Origin of the sequence: Aquincola tertiaricarbonis, assembly GCF_000969605.1 — a bacterium.
In the GTDB taxonomy this organism is placed as follows: Bacteria; Pseudomonadota; Gammaproteobacteria; order Burkholderiales; family Burkholderiaceae_C; genus Aquincola; species Aquincola tertiaricarbonis.
This window is the reverse complement of the sequence record NZ_JZUE01000003.1, coordinates 217,378-233,031: the sequence shown is the minus strand read 5'-3', so window position 1 is coordinate 233,031 and position 15,654 is coordinate 217,378. Positions and strand designations below refer to the sequence as shown.

General features: G+C 70.0%; 17 protein-coding genes and 1 tRNA gene. 11 read left to right on the top strand and 7 right to left on the bottom strand.

Annotated features, from left to right (window positions below; translation table 11 throughout):
- Window positions 1-3: 3 nt before the first annotated feature.
- Genes VO99_RS05225 through VO99_RS05215 form a run of 3 tightly spaced genes read left to right on the top strand, consistent with a single transcriptional unit; the run spans window position 4 to window position 3,246 of the window.
- On the top strand, window positions 4-822 hold the full coding sequence (locus tag VO99_RS05225) for an ABC transporter permease (RefSeq protein ID WP_046111745.1): 819 nt from the start codon (window positions 4-6) through the stop codon (window positions 820-822).
- A gap of 18 nt (window positions 823-840) precedes the next feature.
- Window positions 841-2,313, top strand: a complete 1,473-nt coding sequence (locus tag VO99_RS05220; protein ID WP_046111744.1) for an NAD-dependent succinate-semialdehyde dehydrogenase — start codon at window positions 841-843, stop codon at window positions 2,311-2,313.
- Between the two features lie 33 nt (window positions 2,314-2,346).
- A complete protein-coding gene (locus VO99_RS05215; RefSeq protein WP_046111743.1) occupies window positions 2,347-3,246 on the top strand; it encodes an aspartyl/asparaginyl beta-hydroxylase domain-containing protein in 900 nt (299 codons plus the stop codon).
- Between the two features lie 39 nt (window positions 3,247-3,285).
- Here the strand turns inward: VO99_RS05215 and VO99_RS05210 are convergent, their stop codons facing one another.
- Window positions 3,286-4,203 carry a GGDEF domain-containing protein gene (locus VO99_RS05210; protein ID WP_083440366.1) on the bottom strand — a complete coding sequence of 306 codons (918 nt, stop codon included), beginning with the start codon at window positions 4,201-4,203 and terminating at the stop codon, window positions 3,286-3,288.
- A 50-nt stretch (window positions 4,204-4,253) separates the two neighbouring features.
- Window positions 4,254-4,327 (bottom strand) — tRNA-Gly (locus VO99_RS05205).
- A 22-nt stretch (window positions 4,328-4,349) separates the two neighbouring features.
- Between VO99_RS05205 and VO99_RS05200 the strand changes: the two genes are divergently transcribed.
- The 4 genes from VO99_RS05200 (at window position 4,350) to VO99_RS05185 (ending at window position 7,879) form a co-directional block, all read left to right on the top strand.
- Entirely contained in the window at window positions 4,350-5,273 is a 924-nt protein-coding gene (locus VO99_RS05200) for a LysR family transcriptional regulator (RefSeq protein WP_046111742.1), read from the top strand.
- 91 nt (window positions 5,274-5,364) lie between these two features.
- Entirely contained in the window at window positions 5,365-6,387 is a 1,023-nt protein-coding gene (locus tag VO99_RS05195) for an ABC transporter substrate-binding protein (protein ID WP_046111741.1), read from the top strand.
- Between the two features lie 4 nt (window positions 6,388-6,391).
- The gene (locus VO99_RS05190) at window positions 6,392-6,877 is read left to right on the top strand and encodes a nucleoside deaminase (protein WP_046111740.1); all 486 of its coding nucleotides are present in this window, start codon (window positions 6,392-6,394) and stop codon (window positions 6,875-6,877) included.
- Between the two features lie 12 nt (window positions 6,878-6,889).
- Window positions 6,890-7,879, top strand: a complete 990-nt coding sequence (locus VO99_RS05185) for an isopenicillin N synthase family dioxygenase (protein WP_046111739.1) — start codon at window positions 6,890-6,892, stop codon at window positions 7,877-7,879.
- A gap of 10 nt (window positions 7,880-7,889) precedes the next feature.
- Here the strand turns inward: VO99_RS05185 and VO99_RS05180 are convergent, their stop codons facing one another.
- The gene (locus VO99_RS05180) at window positions 7,890-8,531 is read right to left on the bottom strand and encodes an NAD(P)-dependent oxidoreductase (protein WP_046111738.1); all 642 of its coding nucleotides are present in this window, start codon (window positions 8,529-8,531) and stop codon (window positions 7,890-7,892) included.
- Between the two features lie 94 nt (window positions 8,532-8,625).
- Window positions 8,626-9,510 carry a universal stress protein gene (locus tag VO99_RS05175; RefSeq protein ID WP_046111737.1) on the bottom strand — a complete coding sequence of 295 codons (885 nt, stop codon included), beginning with the start codon at window positions 9,508-9,510 and terminating at the stop codon, window positions 8,626-8,628.
- 121 nt (window positions 9,511-9,631) lie between these two features.
- Here VO99_RS05175 and trmB point away from each other — a divergent pair, with 121 nt between their 5' ends.
- Entirely contained in the window at window positions 9,632-10,324 is a 693-nt protein-coding gene (gene trmB / locus VO99_RS05170) for a tRNA (guanosine(46)-N7)-methyltransferase TrmB (protein ID WP_046111736.1), read from the top strand.
- A 13-nt stretch (window positions 10,325-10,337) separates the two neighbouring features.
- Here the strand turns inward: trmB and VO99_RS05165 are convergent, their stop codons facing one another.
- The 3 genes from VO99_RS05165 to VO99_RS05155 form a co-directional block, all read right to left on the bottom strand.
- Window positions 10,338-11,030 (bottom strand): glutathione S-transferase family protein, encoded by a 693-nt coding sequence (locus VO99_RS05165; RefSeq protein ID WP_046111735.1) that lies wholly within the window; start codon window positions 11,028-11,030, stop codon window positions 10,338-10,340.
- Window positions 11,031-11,141: 111 nt separating this feature from the next.
- A complete protein-coding gene (locus VO99_RS05160) occupies window positions 11,142-11,999 on the bottom strand; it encodes an undecaprenyl-diphosphate phosphatase (RefSeq protein WP_046111734.1) in 858 nt (285 codons plus the stop codon).
- 102 nt (window positions 12,000-12,101) lie between these two features.
- Window positions 12,102-12,674 (bottom strand): DUF1439 domain-containing protein, encoded by a 573-nt coding sequence (locus VO99_RS05155; RefSeq protein WP_083440364.1) that lies wholly within the window; start codon window positions 12,672-12,674, stop codon window positions 12,102-12,104.
- 94 nt (window positions 12,675-12,768) lie between these two features.
- Here VO99_RS05155 and VO99_RS05150 point away from each other — a divergent pair, with 94 nt between their 5' ends.
- The 3 genes from VO99_RS05150 to VO99_RS05140 all read left to right on the top strand — a co-directional run bounded on the left by VO99_RS05150 (window position 12,769) and on the right by VO99_RS05140 (window position 15,627).
- A complete protein-coding gene (locus tag VO99_RS05150; protein ID WP_046111732.1) occupies window positions 12,769-13,434 on the top strand; it encodes a TetR/AcrR family transcriptional regulator in 666 nt (221 codons plus the stop codon).
- A gap of 61 nt (window positions 13,435-13,495) precedes the next feature.
- Window positions 13,496-14,149: a protein-L-isoaspartate O-methyltransferase family protein gene (locus VO99_RS05145; RefSeq protein WP_046111731.1), complete on the top strand. Its 654-nt coding sequence runs from the start codon at window positions 13,496-13,498 to the stop codon at window positions 14,147-14,149.
- Between the two features lie 146 nt (window positions 14,150-14,295).
- Window positions 14,296-15,627 carry a TolC family outer membrane protein gene (locus VO99_RS05140; protein WP_046111730.1) on the top strand — a complete coding sequence of 444 codons (1,332 nt, stop codon included), beginning with the start codon at window positions 14,296-14,298 and terminating at the stop codon, window positions 15,625-15,627.
- The last annotated feature ends 27 nt before the right edge of the window (window positions 15,628-15,654 follow it).

The following is a 15,654-nucleotide window of genomic DNA, read 5'->3' as shown; positions in this document are numbered from 1 at the left end:
GCGATGAAGCTGCTGCCGGTGTTTCCTGCCTATGCCACCCCGCTCGACAAGGCGGGCTGGTGGGCCGTGCGCTTGTTCTGCGTGGCGGTGCTGGCGTACCTGCTGGCGCCCATCCTGGTCATCATGCCGCTGTCGTTCAGCGAGAGCTCGTTCCTCGTCTACCCCATCCACGGCTGGTCGCTCAAGTGGTACGAGAACCTGTTCGGATCCGAAGAGTGGGCCCGCGCCGCGAAGAACAGCTTCATCGTCGCGCCCGCGGCCACGCTGATCGCCACGGTGCTGGGCACCATCGCCGCGGTGGGCCTGGCGCGCACCAGCTTCCCGTTCAAGGGCCTGCTGATGAGCCTGCTCATCGCGCCGATGGTGGTGCCCATCGTGGTGGTGGGCGTCAGCACCTACCTGTTCTTCGCGCCGCTGGGCCTGGCCGACAGCTACACCGGGCTGATCGTGGTGCATGCGGCGCTGGGCGCGCCGTTCGTGCTCACCACGGTGCTGGCCACGCTGCAGGGCTTCGACCACAACCTGGTCAAGGCCAGCCTGGGGCTGGGCGAGACGCCGGTGCGCACCTTCTTCCGCATCACGCTGCCGGTGATCGCGCCGGGCGTGGTCTCGGGCGCGCTGTTCGCCTTCGCCACCTCGTTCGACGAGGTGGTAGTGGCCCTGTTCCTGGCCGGCCCGGAGCAGTTGACCTTGCCGCGGCAGATGTTCAACGGCATCCGCGAGAATATTTCCCCCACCATTGCCGCGGTGGCCACGCTGCTCATCCTGTTCACCACCAGCCTGCTGCTGGCGCTGGAATGGCTGCGTGGCCGGCGGCGCTGAAGAAATCGAAGGAACCTCATGGACATGAAGACCTCCCCGCTGGCGGCGCTGGCCGATGCCACGCTGCTCAAGACGGACGCGCTGATCGACGGGCAGTGGGTGGCCGGCAGCAGCCGCTTCGATGTCACCGACCCGGCCACCGGCGCCAAGCTGGCGGACGTGGCCGACCTGGGCGCCGAGGACACCGAAGCCGCCATCGCCGCCGCCAACAAGGCCTGGCCGGCCTGGCGCGCCAAGACCGCCAAGGAGCGCGCCGCCATCCTGCAGCGCTGGTACCAGCTCATCATCCAGCACACCGACGACCTGGGCCGCATCATGACGGCCGAGCAGGGCAAGCCGCTGGCCGAGGCCAAGGGCGAGGTGGCCTACGGCGCCAGCTTCATCGAGTGGTTTGCCGAAGAAGCCAAGCGGGTGTACGGCGAGACCATCCCCACCACCGACAACGGCAAGCGCTACCTGGTCATCAAGCAGCCGGTGGGCGTGTGCGCGGCCATCACGCCGTGGAACTTCCCCATCGCCATGATCACGCGCAAGGTGGCGCCGGCCCTGGCCGCAGGCTGCCCGGTGGTCATCAAGCCGGCGGAGCTCACGCCGCTGTCCGCGCTGGCGGTGGCCGAGCTGGCGCAGCGCGCCGGCATGCCGGCCGGCGTGCTCAACGTCGTCACCAGCACCCGTTCCTCCGAGGTGGGCCAGGTGCTGTGCAAGAGCGACCTGGTGCGCCACCTGTCGTTCACCGGCAGCACGCCGGTGGGCCGCATCCTGATGGCGCAATGCGCACCTACCATCAAGAAGCTGAGCCTGGAACTGGGCGGCAATGCGCCCTTCATCGTGTTCGACGATGCCGACCTGGACAGCGCGGTGGAAGGCGCCATCGCCAGCAAGTACCGCAATGCCGGCCAGACCTGCGTGTGCGCCAACCGCCTGTACGTGCAGGACACGGTGTACGACGCCTTCATCGCCAAGTTCACCGAGAAGGTCAAGGGCCTGAAGGTGGGCAACGGCTTCGAGGCCGGCGTGACCATCGGCCCGGTGATCGAGGACAAGGCCGTGACCAAGATCGAGGCCCACGTGGCCGACGCGCTGGCCAAGGGCGCGGCGGTGCTCACCGGCGGCAGGAAGACCGGCGACCGCTTCTACGAGCCCACGGTGCTGGCCCATGCCACGCAGGACATGCTGTGCGCCCGCGAGGAAACCTTCGGCCCGGTGGCGCCGGTGTTCACCTTCAAGACCGAGGCCGAGGCCATCGCGCTGGCCAACAACACCGAGTTCGGCCTGGCCAGCTACTTCTACAGCCGCGACGTGGGCCGCATCTTCCGCGTCGGCGAGGCGCTGGAGTACGGCATGGTGGGCATCAACACCGGCCTCATCTCCACCGCCGAGGTGCCCTTCGGCGGCGTGAAGCAGTCGGGCCTGGGCCGCGAGGGCTCGCACCACGGCATCGACGACTATGTGGAGGTGAAGTACCTCTGCCTGGGCGATATCCAGAAATAATCGCGGCCCCGCCATTCAGCAGTCCAGGCCGCCATGGAGTTCCGGCATGTCTTGTTCCTCGTCTTCCTGGCCGCCGCACTGCATGTGCACCTGCGCGGCAAGGTGCGCTTCAGCCTGAAGCGGGCGCTCGACTTCACCGTGCTGCTGGCGCCGCTGAACAGCCTGATGGTGCTGTTCTCGCGTGCGCCCACGCAGCCCTACCTCGACCCCAGGAGCTTCCCCGACCTCTCGCCCCTGGCCGCCAACTGGCAGCTCATCCGCGAGGAGGCCCTGCGGCTGAACGACGACGGCGCCATCCGCGCAGCGGCGGGCTACAACGACGTGGGCTTCAACTCCTTCTTCCGCACCGGCTGGAAGCGCTTCTACCTCAGCTGGTACGGCAAGGAGATGCCATCGGCCCTGGCGCACTGCCCGCAGACGGTGGCGCTGCTGCGGCAGATCCCGTCGATCAAGGCGGCGATGTTCGCCAGCCTGCCGCCAGGAGCCAAGCTGGTGCGCCACCGCGACCCCTATGCCGGCTCGCTGCGCTACCACCTGGGCCTGGCCACGCCCAACGACCCCGCCTGTTACATCGAGGTGGACGGCCAGCGCTACCACTGGCGCGACGGCGAGGCGGTGATGTTCGACGAGACCTACATCCACCATGCCGAGAACGCCACGCAGCAGCAGCGCGTGATCCTGTTCTGCGACGTGGAGCGGCCGCTGCACTTCGCGCCGCTGCGCTGGTTCAACCGCTTCTTCGCCAAGCACGTGATGGCGGCGGCTTCCAGCCAGAACGTGGAGGGCGAGCAGGTGGGCGGGCTGAACCGGCTGTTCGCCGGCGTGTACCGGTTGCGGCTGAAGGCCAAGGCACTCAAGGCCAGCCACCGCGGCGTGTACTACGCCGGCAAGTGGCTGCTGATCGCGGCCCTGCTGTGGCTGCTGTTCTGGTGAACGGCCGCCGGCGCTGAGCCGGCGCCGCGCGCCGGTGGCTCACTCGCCCGGCGCGTCCTCGTCGTTGGCGGCCGCCGACGGGCCGCGCTCCACCCGGTTGGCGAAGCCGGCGCGTCCCACCGGCGCCATGCTGGCGGCCTGGCCCATCGCCCGGCGCATCAGCGCGCCCGCATCCTTGCCATGCTCCGGATAGTGGCCCACGCCGGCGCTCACGGCCACCGCCACGTCGCCGCCGGCCACGCTGAAGGGCCGCTGAAGGCTGGCCACCAGCTTGTTCACCACGCCGGGCACGTCCTCGGCGTTGTCCACCCAGGCCAGCAGCACCGCGAACACATCGTGGCCCACCGAGGCCACCACGTCGCTGGCGCGCAGGCCGGCCCGCAGCCGCACCGCCACCTTGCGCCGCAGCACGTTGGCGGCCTCGCCACCCATGCGCGCGGCCGCGGTGGCAAAGCCCTCGATGCGCAGCACCACCAGGGCCATCGGCGCCGGCTCACGCTCGCGCAGCGCCAGCAAATGGGTCATGTGTTCCTGCAGCTGCGCATGGTTGGGCAGGCCGGTGGCCAGGTCGGTGGCGTGGGCCTTGCGGGCGGTGCGGTCCAGCTGCTTGCGCTCGATGCCCAGGCGCACGCGGCGCGGCAGGGTCTCATTCTCGTTGGGCGACAGCACGTCCTGCACGCCGGCCTGCAGCAGCCGCATGGCCACCAGCGGCGACACCTGCGGCGTGACCACCAGCACCGCTGCATCCAGCACCGCATGCGAAAGCGCCGGCCACAGCGGTAGCTGCTGCATCTCGTCCTCGTCCAGCGTCATCAGCACCGCGTCGAAGGGCTGGCGGTGCAGCACGCCGTTGGCTTCTTCGAAGGTGGTGGCGGTGACCACGAAGGGCCCCCACGCCGAGCCCGCCAGATCGGCCGGCACCGGCCCGATCGCCAGCAGTTGGTAGGTCGTGCTCATGCTGTTCCCTGCACCAAAGAAAAAGGCCGCACGTGGCGACCTTGCAGCATTGGAGCGGGTGAAGGGAATCGAACCCTCGTATGAAGCTTGGGAAGCTGCCGTTCTACCATTGAACTACACCCGCGTGTCTGCGCGCAGTTTACGCCATGCAAGATGCCCTGCTCTCGCTCAACCTGAACGACCTTCGCCTGCTGTCGCTGCTGCTGCAGGAGTGCAGCATCACGCGGGTGGCCGACAGCGCCGGGCAGGCCCAGCCGGCGGTCAGCCGCAAGCTGCAGCGGCTGCGCGAGGTGCTGGCCGACCCGCTGCTGGTGCGCAGCGGCGGCCGCATGGTGCTCACCGAGCGGGCCGCCGCGCTGAAGGCGCCGCTGCGCGAGATCCTGGGCCAGGTGGCACGGCTGGAAGGCATCTCCACCTTCGACCCGGCGGCCGCCGACAAGGCCTTCAACATCGTCTGCGCCGACTGCCTGCCGCCCACCTTCCTGCCCCAGGTGATCGCGAGGCTGACCGGCGCGGGCAGCCGCATCGGCGCGCACATCCGGCCATCGAACCCGGCCTTCGATGTGGCGCAGGCGCTGGATGAGGGCGGCGTGGACCTGGTCATCAGCAACGACCCGCGCCCGCGGGAAGACCTGCGCACCGGCATGCTCTACACCGACGAGGTGGTGTGCATGATGCGGCGCGGCCACCCCTTCGAGCAGGAGCGGCGGCTGCCGCTGGCGCGCTACCTGCGCATGCGCCACCTGGCGCCCGCGGCCAGCAGCACGCCGCGCACCGGCCCGATCGACGGCGAGCTGGCCAAAACCGGCTACCAGCGGCAGATCGCCGCCACGGTGCCGGAGTTCAACCTCGTGCCCGAGGTGCTGATGGCCACCGACCTGGTGTTCACCACCGCGCGCCGCTTCGCCGAGCACTATGCGGCCAGCTGGCCGATCACCGTGGTGCGGGCGCCGAGCGAGATTCCGCCGATGCGCTTCTACCAGCTCTGGCACGAGCGCAACCACACCAGCGCCGCCAGCCGCTGGCTGCGCCAGCAGGTGGGCGCCGTGGCCGAAGGACTGCCGGCATAACAGATCCGTTATGCCAGGTATGGCCTGCAGCGGCCTATTGCCATGATCCCCTGCTTCCTAGACTGGCCTCATCGGTCACCAGGAGCACCCCATGCAACGCCGCCACTTCCTGCAATTCGGCACCGCCAGCGTCGCGGGGCTCGCCGCCCCGGTGCTGCGTGCGCAGCCGCTCACCAAGCTCAAGTTCACGCTGGACTTCCGCATCAGCGGCCAGGTGGCGCCCTTCTTCGTCGCCTTGTACAGGGGCTACTACGAGGCCGAGGGCCTGGAGCCCAGCTTCGACGTGGGCAGCGGCTCGGTGGCGGCCATCACCCGTGTGGCCAGCGGGGCCTACGACATGGGCTTCGGCGACATCAGCGCGCTGATCGAGTTCAATGCCTCGCAGCCCGGCGCGCCGCTGCTGCAGGCCGTCTACCAGTACTACAACCGCGCGCCGTTCGTGATCATCGGCCGCAAGGACCGCGGCATCACGCAGGACTTCAAGAGCCTGCAGGGCAAGCGCATCGCCGCTGCGGCGGTGGAAAGCACCCGCCGCGCCTGGCCGATGGCGGCCCGGCATGCCGGCATGAAGGCCGAGGCCATCGAGTGGGTGACCACCGATTTCTCGCAGCGCGACAACGTGATCATCCGCGGCGACGTGGACGGCGCCACCTACTTCCACGACTCGGCGCTGTCGCTGTTCCAGCGCATCGATCCGGCGCAGCTCAGCGTGCTGTCGTATGCCGAGGCGGGCCTCAACCTGTACGGCAATGCGATCCTGGCCTCCACCAAGTTGATGGCCGACAAGCCGCAGGCGGTGCGCGGCTTCCTCAAGGCCACCAACCGCGCGCTGCTGGAATGCCTGGCCGACCCGGTGGCCGCGATGCAGTACGTCAAGCGCCGTGAGCCGATGGTCGACGAGAAGGTGGAGGCCGAGCGCTTCAGGATCACCGCTGGCTACGTCGCCAATGCCGACACCCGCAGCCATGTCCTGGGCGACGTGCGGCCCGAGCTGGTGCGCCAGCAGGTCGCCGAGGTCAGCCAGACCTTCGCCCTGAAGCAGGTGCCGAATGCGGATGCGCTGTACAACCTGTCGTTCCTGCCGCCGAAGGCGGAACGCACGATGAAGGCCTGACGCGATGGACGACCTGAACGAACACGACGCGCTGTACCTGCGGCGCGCCATCGAACTCTCGGCCATCACGTCGAAGGCCGGCAACCGGCCCTTCGGCGCGGTGATCGTCTCGGCCGACGGCCAGGTGCTGGCCGAGGCCGCCAACGACAACGCGGTGACCGGCGACTGCACCGCGCATGCCGAGACCAACGCGCTGCGGCTGGCCACGCCGGCCCACCACCGCGACGTGATGGCCGGCGCCACGATGTACGCCTCGGGCGAGCCCTGCGTGATGTGCGCCGGAGCCATCTTCTGGTCGAACATCCGCCGCGTGGTCTTCGGCATCGACGCGGTGAGCCTGCGTGAATTCCGCGTGGCGCAGGCCGGCGCGGGCGACATCGTGATGTCGTGCCGCGAGGTCTTTGCCGCCGCGCCGCACGCCATCGAAGTAGTCGGGCCCTCGCTGCTCGACGAAGCCGCGGCACCGCACCGCGCCTACTGGAAGATCTGAAGGAACACGACGATGAGCACCCCCTACACGATGCAGGAGCTGGCCAAGGAAAGCCGCATGGGCTCGATGGGCTCGGAGACGCACCAGCGCGAGATCCGCCGCATCGACCTGAGCAACTTCGACGAGCGCCGCGCCGAGATCACCGAGCAGCTCTGGCCCGCGTCAATCGACATCGGCTTCTTCCAGCTGACGAACCACGGCATTCCGCTGGCCGACATCCAGCGCGCGTTCGCGATGACGCAGGCCTTCTTCGCGCTGCCGGAGGAGGTGAAGGCCCGCCACCCGCTGAAGAAGGCCTTCAACGCCGGCTGGGAAAGCCGTGCCCAGGTTCGCCCTTCCGCCGGTACGCCGGACCAGAAGGAGAGCTACCAGATCACCCGGCCGCACATGGACGGCCTGTGGCCCGGCGAAGAAGCGCTGCCCGGCTTTCAACAAACGATGCTGGGCTTCGAGGCGCAATGCTGGTCGGTGGCGATGAAGATCCTGTCCTGCTTCGCCGACAAGCTTGCCTTTGGCAACCAGTTCTTCACCCAGGCGCATGATCCGTCGGTGCCGGCCTACCAGAGCACGCTGCGGCTGCTGCACTACTTCGCGATTCCGCCCGAGCGGCGCGACAACCTGGGCCTGTGGCGCGCCGGTGCCCACACCGACTTCGACTGCCTGACGCTGCTGTTCCAGCAGGCGGGACAGGGCGGGCTGCAGGTGCTGCCGGGCAAGGAGCACGAGAAGCAGGAGTGGACGCCAATCGAGCCGGCCGACGACGTGATCACCTGCAACATCGGCGACATGCTGATGCGCTGGAGCGACGACCAGCTCAAGAGCAATTTCCACCGGGTGAAGAACCCGCGCCCCGACGAATACCAGGGCGCGCGCTACAGCCTGGCCTTCTTCGCCCAGGCCAACCGCGACGTGGTGATCCAGGGCCCGGGCAGGAAGTACGAGCCGATCACGGCGGAGGACTACCTGTACCGCCGCGTGAACGCCAACTTCGCCAAATATTGATGGGGCGGGTTCAGCTGTAGACGGTGAAGCGCTTCTGCACGTGCTTCGGCGTCTCGATCTCGTCGACGATCGCCACGGCCAGGTCGGCCACGCTGATGCCGGCGGGTTCGCCAGCCACCATCGGCACCTCGTCGCCGCCCACGCGGTAGGCGCCGGTGCGCTCGCCGGGCGCCAGGTGCACCGGCGGCGACAGGAAGGTCCAGTCGAGCGCGTTGCGGCCGCGGATGCGGTTCAGCGCCTCGCGGGCGGCCAGCGCGCCCTGCTTCCACTCGGCCGGGAACTCCGGCGTATCGATCAACTGCAGCCCCGGCGCGATGAACAGGCTGCCGGCGCCGCCGACCACCAGCACGCGCTTCAGGCCCGCGGCCTGCACGCCGTCGAGGATGGCTTCGGTGCCCTTGAGGAACAGGTCGTGGATGTCGGGCAGGCCCCAGCCGGGGTTGTAGGCGTCGATCACGGCGTCGTGGCCGGCGACGGCGGCGGCCACCTGCTGCGCGTCCAGCGCATCGGCCTTCACGGCGGTCACGCCGTCGCGGCCGGCGTACTTGCCGGTGTCGCGGGCCAGCGCGGTCACGGCATGGCCGCGGCGCAGCAGTTCATCGAGCACGGCCTTGCCGACGAAGCCGGTGCCGCCGATCAGGGCGATCTTCATGGTGCGGTTCCAAGAGGTTGCGATGGCCTCATCTTCGGCCGCGCCGTGCGCCGCCGCCAGTCAGCGGAAGCTTTCTTCACCGTGAAGCCACGCTTCACACCGGCCGCACCAGCAGCACGTCGTTCTCGATCATGTCCAGCAGCCGCTCGGCCACGCTGCCCAGCAGCATCGCGGCCAGGCCGCTGCGGCCGGCGGTGCCCAGCACCACCAGGTCCTCAGGATGCCGCCAGCCGTGCTGCTGCAGCAACAGGCCGGGGTCGCCCGAGTCCAGCCACAGCCGCAGCCGCAGCCGCACCGGCTCGGGCAGGGTGCACCCGGCGATGAAGGCGGCGGCCGCGCGGGTGGCCTGCTCCCCACCCGCGTCGCGGGCCGAGGCCAGGTCCACCCCGGCGCGCGCGGGATAGGCGGCGCCGAAGGCATGGAACAAGGTGATCGGTGCCTCTGGCCAGCCGGTGGCCGCCACTTCCAGCGCATGGCGCGAGGGCGGCGACCAGTCGCTGGCCACGATCAGCCGCGGATAGGCCCGGCGGCCGCGCTGGCGCACCACCAGCACCGGCACCGGCGAGCGCCGCACCAGCAGGTCGACCGTGGAGCCCAGCACCAGCCGGCCCAGGCCATGGGCGCGCGCGGTGCCGGTGACGATGAGGTCGCAGCGCTGCTCGTCCGCCACCTTCAGCAGCGCCGCGCCCACCGGACCATGCGCCACCTGCACGTCATAGGGCACGCCGGCTTCGCCCAGCTCGGCCTGCAGCCGGCGGCGGGCCTGTGCCTGCAGCAGCTCGGCTTCCTCGCCGGTGAGGGCCAGCGGCCCTTGCGCCTGCAGCTGGCCCAGCTGCGCACGCTCCGGCACCGTGACCACCACCAGCCGGGCGCCCCATTCGCGCGCCAGCAGCACCGCGCGGTCGATGGCACGGTCGCAGCGGCTGCTGAGGTCGGTGGCCACCAGCAGGCTGCGGGGGCGGGTGAGCGGCGGTTTCATGCCTGCGATTCTGGGGTGGGTGGCGGCAGCCGGCTTGATGGCGGTCAAGCCGCGGCGCCCACCGGGCCGCCGGCCCGCTCGGCGACAATGCCGCCCCTTTGCACCTGCCCCGCCGCACGCCATGACCGACGACCAACGCCCCCGCCGACCCATCCGCAGCTTCGTGCTGCGCGCCGGGCGCATGGGCACGGGCCAGCAACGGGCGCTGGCCGAACTGGGCCCCCGGTTCCTGCTGCCCTACCAGCCCGCGCCGCTGGACTACGCGGCCGCCTTCGGCCGCAGCGCGCCGGTGGTGCTGGAGATCGGCTTCGGCATGGGCGGCGCCACCGCGCAGATCGCCGCGGCGCGGCCCGACACCGACTTCATCGGCGTGGAAGTGCACGAGCCCGGCGTGGGCGCGCTGCTCAAGCGCATCGGCGAGGAAGACCTGACCAACCTGCGGCTGGTGCAGCACGATGCGGTGGAGGTGCTGCGCGACATGATCCCGCCCGGCTCGCTGGCCGGCGTGCACATCTTCTTTCCCGACCCCTGGCACAAGAAGAAGCACCACAAGCGCCGGCTGCTGCAGCCGGCCTTCGTGGCCCGGCTGGTCCAGCACATCGCGCCGGGCGGTTACCTGCATTGCGCCACCGACTGGCAGGACTACGCGGTGCAGATGCTGGAGGTGCTGGGCGCCGAGCCGCAGCTGCGCAACACCGCAGAAGGCTACGCGCCGCGGCCCGACTACCGGCCGCTGACCAAGTTCGAGCAGCGCGGCCTGAACCTGGGCCACGGCGTGTGGGACCTGGTGTTCACCCGCGTGGCGGCGGCCTGAAGCCGCCGGCCCTTCAGCCTGCGTCCGAAGCGGACTTGCGATAGGGCTCCTCGAAGTCGATGAAGTCCTTTTCCTGCTTCGCGTCGGCCACCCAGGCGGCCACGCCGGGCGAGGCCCACAGCCGGTCCACGTAGGCGGTCAGCTCCGCCGGCAGCGGCACGCCATAGGTGATGAGGCGGCCGGCCAGGGGTGCATAGAAGGCATCGGCCGCGCTGAACTCGCCGAACAGGAAAGGCCCGCCGCTGTCGTTCAGCGCCGCGGTCCACATGCCGACGATGCGGTCGAGGTTGCGCCGCACGTCGGGCTGCTCGGCCAGGATGCGCTTGCCGACCGAGGGCAGCGAGGCCTCGATGTTCTGCGGCATGTGCTGGCGCAGCGCGCCGAAGCCCGAGTGCATCTCCGCCACCAGGCTGCGCGCGCGGGCGCGGGCCTGCCGCTCACGCGGCCACACCGCATGCTGCGGAAACAGCTCGGCCACGTATTCCACGATGGCGAGCGTGTCCCACACCGCGAAGCCCTCGTCCAGCAGCACCGGCACCAGGCCCACCGGCGTGATGGGCGCCAGCTCGGTGTGGAAGGCGGCGGCCGGGTCCTGGCTGAAGCGCAGCTTCCGCTCGGTGAACGGGATGCCGAAGTGCTTGAGCAGCACCCAGGGCCGCATGGACCACGACGAATAGTTCTTGTTGCCGATGATGAGCGTGAGCATGGCGTTCCTCTCCTGTGAGGAAGCATGCTAGCGGCGGCAGGCGGGCCGCCGCGCGGGCTCAGGCATGAAATGTCCGCATCACAGTGATGCGGCCGACGCGGGCCCCGACCGTCAGGCCGACCACTCCACCCAGCCGGTGTAGGCCGTGAGCAGCACGATGGCGCCGAACACGATGCGGTACCAGGCGAAGACGGTGAAGTCGTGGCTGGACACATAGCGGATCAGCCAGCGGATGCAGATCAGCGCGCTGATGAAGGCGAAGGCCAGGCCCACGGCGAACATCGGTGCGTCGGCCATGCTCAGCGCCGCACGCTCCTTCCACACCGAGTAGGCGCCGGCGCCCATCAGCGTGGGGATGCCCAGGAAGAAGCTGAACTCGGCCGCGGCCTTGCGCGAGAAGCCGAACAGCATCGCGCCGATGATGGTGGAGCCCGAGCGGCTGGTGCCGGGAATCAGCGCCAGGCACTGGATCAGGCCCACCTTCAGCGCGTCCAGGGCCGTCATGTCGTCCACCGTTTCCACCCGTGCGAGCCGGCCGCCTTCCAGGTCGCGCTCGCCGAACTGCCGGCGATGGCGCCGCTCCACCCACAGGATGATCAGGCCGCCGACGATGAAGGCCATGGCCACCGGCACCGGATGGAACAGCCGCGCCTTGATGGCGCTGCCCAGCGCCAGGCCCAGCACCACGGCCGGGATGAAGGCGATGATCACGTTGCGCGCAAAGCGCTGCGCGACGGGGTCGTGCGTGATGCCGGCCACGGTGCGGCCGAGGCGCTGCCGGTATTCCCAGATCACCGCGAACATCGCGCCGGTCTGGATGGCGATCTCGAAGACCTTGGCACCGTTGCCAGTGAAGTCGAGCAGCGAGGCGGCGAGGATCAGATGGCCGGTCGACGAGATTGGCAGGAATTCGGTGAAGCCTTCCACCAGGCCCATCACCGCAGCCTTCACCAGCAACATCACATCCACGTAGAAGCCTCCCGCCCAGGGCGTTGGTCAAAAAAGAGCCGGCGATGATACCGGCGGGGTGATGACGGTCCGGAGGCACGCGCCGCGCGGCGCCGCCCGCCGTCAGCGGGGCGTGCTGCCCAGCGCCAGCTCGATGCCGGCCTCGGTGATGCGCACGTCGACCTGCTGCACGCCGGCCTGGCGCAGCCGCTCGGCCTGGCGTGTGGAGGCACGCCACACCACCTGGCCTTCAAGCAATTGTTCGGCCACCACCGCGGCGGCCTGCTGCACCGGCTGCGGCCACGGCCCGCCGGCATCGGCCAGCTGCAGCGAGGCCACCCGCACCTGCGCCAGCCGCAGCGTCATGTCGCCGGCATCGAAGCGCAGCATGCTGTCGGCATCCAGCAGGCCGGCGGCGGCCTTGCGGGTCAGGCGCTCGGTGGCCTGCAGCGGCCACTGCACCGCCACGCGGTTTTGCGCCGGCTGCAGGCGCAGCACCGGCTGCTGGAGGGTGAGGTCCACCAGCGACAGCACCCGCCGCTGCTGCGGAAAGTCCGACACCAGCCGTTCCTGCAGCTGGGCCTCGGTGATGACGATGCGGTCGGGCAGGCCCAGCGTGCCGCAGCCCGCCAGCCCGGCCAGCGCGCCAGCGGCCATGAGTGCCGCCACCGCGCGCAAGGAGGTTCTTCTGTGCATGGCGGGCAGCTTAACCAAGCCGCCCTGCCGCGGTTGACCCTCCCTGTTCAGGGGGCTACATTAATGACTGACCAGTCAGTAACAACCGCCCTGGATGTCCTCCCCCGCCCACGAGCCCCAGCGCGCCACGCGCCAGCGTCGCAAGGAAGCCCGGCCGCACGAGTTGCTGGCCGCGGCGCTGGAGGTGTTCGTGGAGAAGGGCTTCGCCAACAGCAGGTCGGAGGAAGTGGCGGCCCGGGCCGGCGTGTCCAAGGGCACGCTCTACCTCTATTACCCGAGCAAGGAAGAGCTGCTGAAGGCGGTGATCCGCCACTACCTGGGCGAGGAGGTGCGGGCCGGCGCGGCCGAGGTGGCGCGCCATGCCGAGGCCGATCCGGAGGTGCTGTTCGGCGTGCTGGCGCAGTGGTGGCAGCGCGTGTACCAGAGCCCGGCCTGCGGCGTGTTCAAGCTGATCGTCACCGAGGCGCGCAACTTCCCCGACGTGGCGGCTTTTTATGTCAGCGAGGTGATCGAGCCCGGCTCGCGCCTGATCGGCCAGATGTTCGAGCAGGGCGTGCGCCGCGGCCAGCTGCGGCCGATGGACGTCGAGAGCGTGACGCACTCGGTCATCCTGCCCATGGTGATGCTGTGCCTGCACAAGCATGCGGTGGGCGCCTGCATGGTGCAGTCGTCGATGTCGCTCGACCCGCTTCGCTTCATCGAGCAGCACATCGACCTGGTGCTGCGCTCCGTCAGGCTGGCGACGGCGCCGCCGAAATAAACTCCCGGGCCTTCCGTCCCTCCGTTCCACCGCCCTTACGCCGACCTTCGCGCACAACGCCATGAACATCGAACTAGCCCGCTTCAACATGATCGAGCAGCAGATCCGCCCCTGGGACGTACTCGACCAGGACGTGCTGACCTTGCTCACGCAGGTCAAGCGCGAGGCGTTCGTGCCCGAAGCCCACCGCGCGCTGGCCTTCATCGATACCCAGGTGCCGCTGCCCGCCGGCCAGAGCATGCTGGAGCCCAAGATCGAGGCCCGGCTGCTGCAGGAGCTGGAAGTCACCCGCGACGACCGCGTGCTGGAAGTCGGCGCCGGCTCGGGCTACATGGCGGCACTGCTGGCCAGCCGCGCCCAGCGCGTGACCACGCTGGAGATCGAGCCGGCGCTGGCCGCGCTGGCGCGCGAGAACCTGCGCCGCGCCGGCGTGGTGAATGCCAAGGTGGTGGAAGCCGATGGCGCCAAGGGCCTGCCTTCCGAGGCACCGTTCGACGTGATCGTGCTCTCGGGCTCGGTGGCCGAGGTGCCACAGGTGCTGCTGGACCAGCTGAAGGAAGGCGGCCGCCTGGTGGCCATCGTCGGCCAGCAGCCGGTGATGCGGGCGGTGCTGGTCACCCGCAACGGCGCCGGCGCCTTCCAGCGCGAGGAGCTGTTCGACACCGTGGCGCCGCGGCTGTCCGGCTTCGGCGAGCCCACCCGCTTCACCTTCTGATCCAGCTGCCCGCCGTTCATGGCCAGCGACGTGCAGGTTGTCGCATGGCGGATGCCAGCCGCAGGAGCCTCGGGTGCAATCGCGCACCCGGCGTTCAGCGCGGCCGGTTGTCGTCGATAACAAACGTCTTCCCAGAGAGGAGCTCCATGCACATCCCCTTCCCGCGCCTGCGCCTGTCCCAGCTCATGCAGGTGGCCGCGCTGGCGCTTGGTGCCACGGCGGCGCAAGCGGAATCGCTGGTCGAGCTGTACAACGCCGCGCGCCCTTACGACGCCACCTACCTGGCCGCCCGCTCGCTGGCCGACAGCAACCAGTTCCGCGCCGCCCAGGCCGACGCCCTGCGGCTGCCGAGCATCGGCGTGGGCGCCAGCCACACCAATGCCCGCACCGACTGGCGCACCCGCGACCTCGACCTGAAGTCGCGCACCACGGTGGTGGGACTGAGCGGCCGCCAGACGCTGTACAACCGCGCCGACAGCGCCACCATCGCCCAGGCCCGGGTACTGCTGGACGCCAGCGGCGCCGAGCTGGAAACCGCCGAGCAGGACCTGGTGGTGCGGGTGGCCCAGGCGTACTTCGACGTGCTGGCCGCGCAGGACACCCTGGGCACCGCGCAGGCCAACAGGAAGGCCATCAGCGAGCAGCTGGCCTCGGCCAAGCGCAACTTCGAGGTCGGCACCGCCACCATCACCGACACGCGTGAGGCGCAGGCGCGCTTCGACCTGGCCACCGCCCAGGAACTGGCCGCCGACAACGACCTGCGCACCCGCCGCGTGGTGCTCGACCAGCTGGTGGGCCGCGCCAATGTGCAACCCAACCCGCTGCGCCAGCCGGTGATGCTGCCCTCGCTGGAACCGGCCGATGCCGAGGCCTGGGTCACCAGCGCATGGGACAACCACCCTGGCATCCGCCTTGCGCTGGCCGGCCTGGAAACCGCCCGCCTGGAAACCGAGAAGGCCCGCGCCGGCCACCTGCCGACGGTGGAGCTCACCGCCCAGCTGGGCGGCCAGCGCCAGCGCGGCAATGCCGCCGAGCTGGCGGGCAACAGCGTGCCGGCCAGCGTGGGTGTGGAGATGAACCTGCCGCTGTTCGCCGGCTTCGCCATCCAGAACCGCGTGAAGGAAACGCTGGCGCTGGAAGAGCGCGCCCGCAACGAGCTGGACGCCGCCCGCCGCAACGTGGCCACGGCCACCCGCACGGCCTACTTCCAGGTGCAGTCGGGCCTGGCGCAGGTGCGTGCGCTGGAGGCCGCCGAAGCCTCCAGCAAGCTGGCGCTGGAAGCCACGCAGCTGGGCTACCGCGTGGGCGTGCGGGTGAACCTGGACGTGCTGAATGCGCAGACGCAGCTGTTCACCACCCAGCGCGACCTGGCCTTCGCCCGCTACAACGTGCTGCTGGGCACGCTGCGGCTTCGCCAGGCCGCCGGCCAGCTGCGCGGCGAGGACCTGCTCGCCATCAACAGCCTGCTGACGCCCTGACCCTGGCCGCCGCCACCCCGGCGGCAG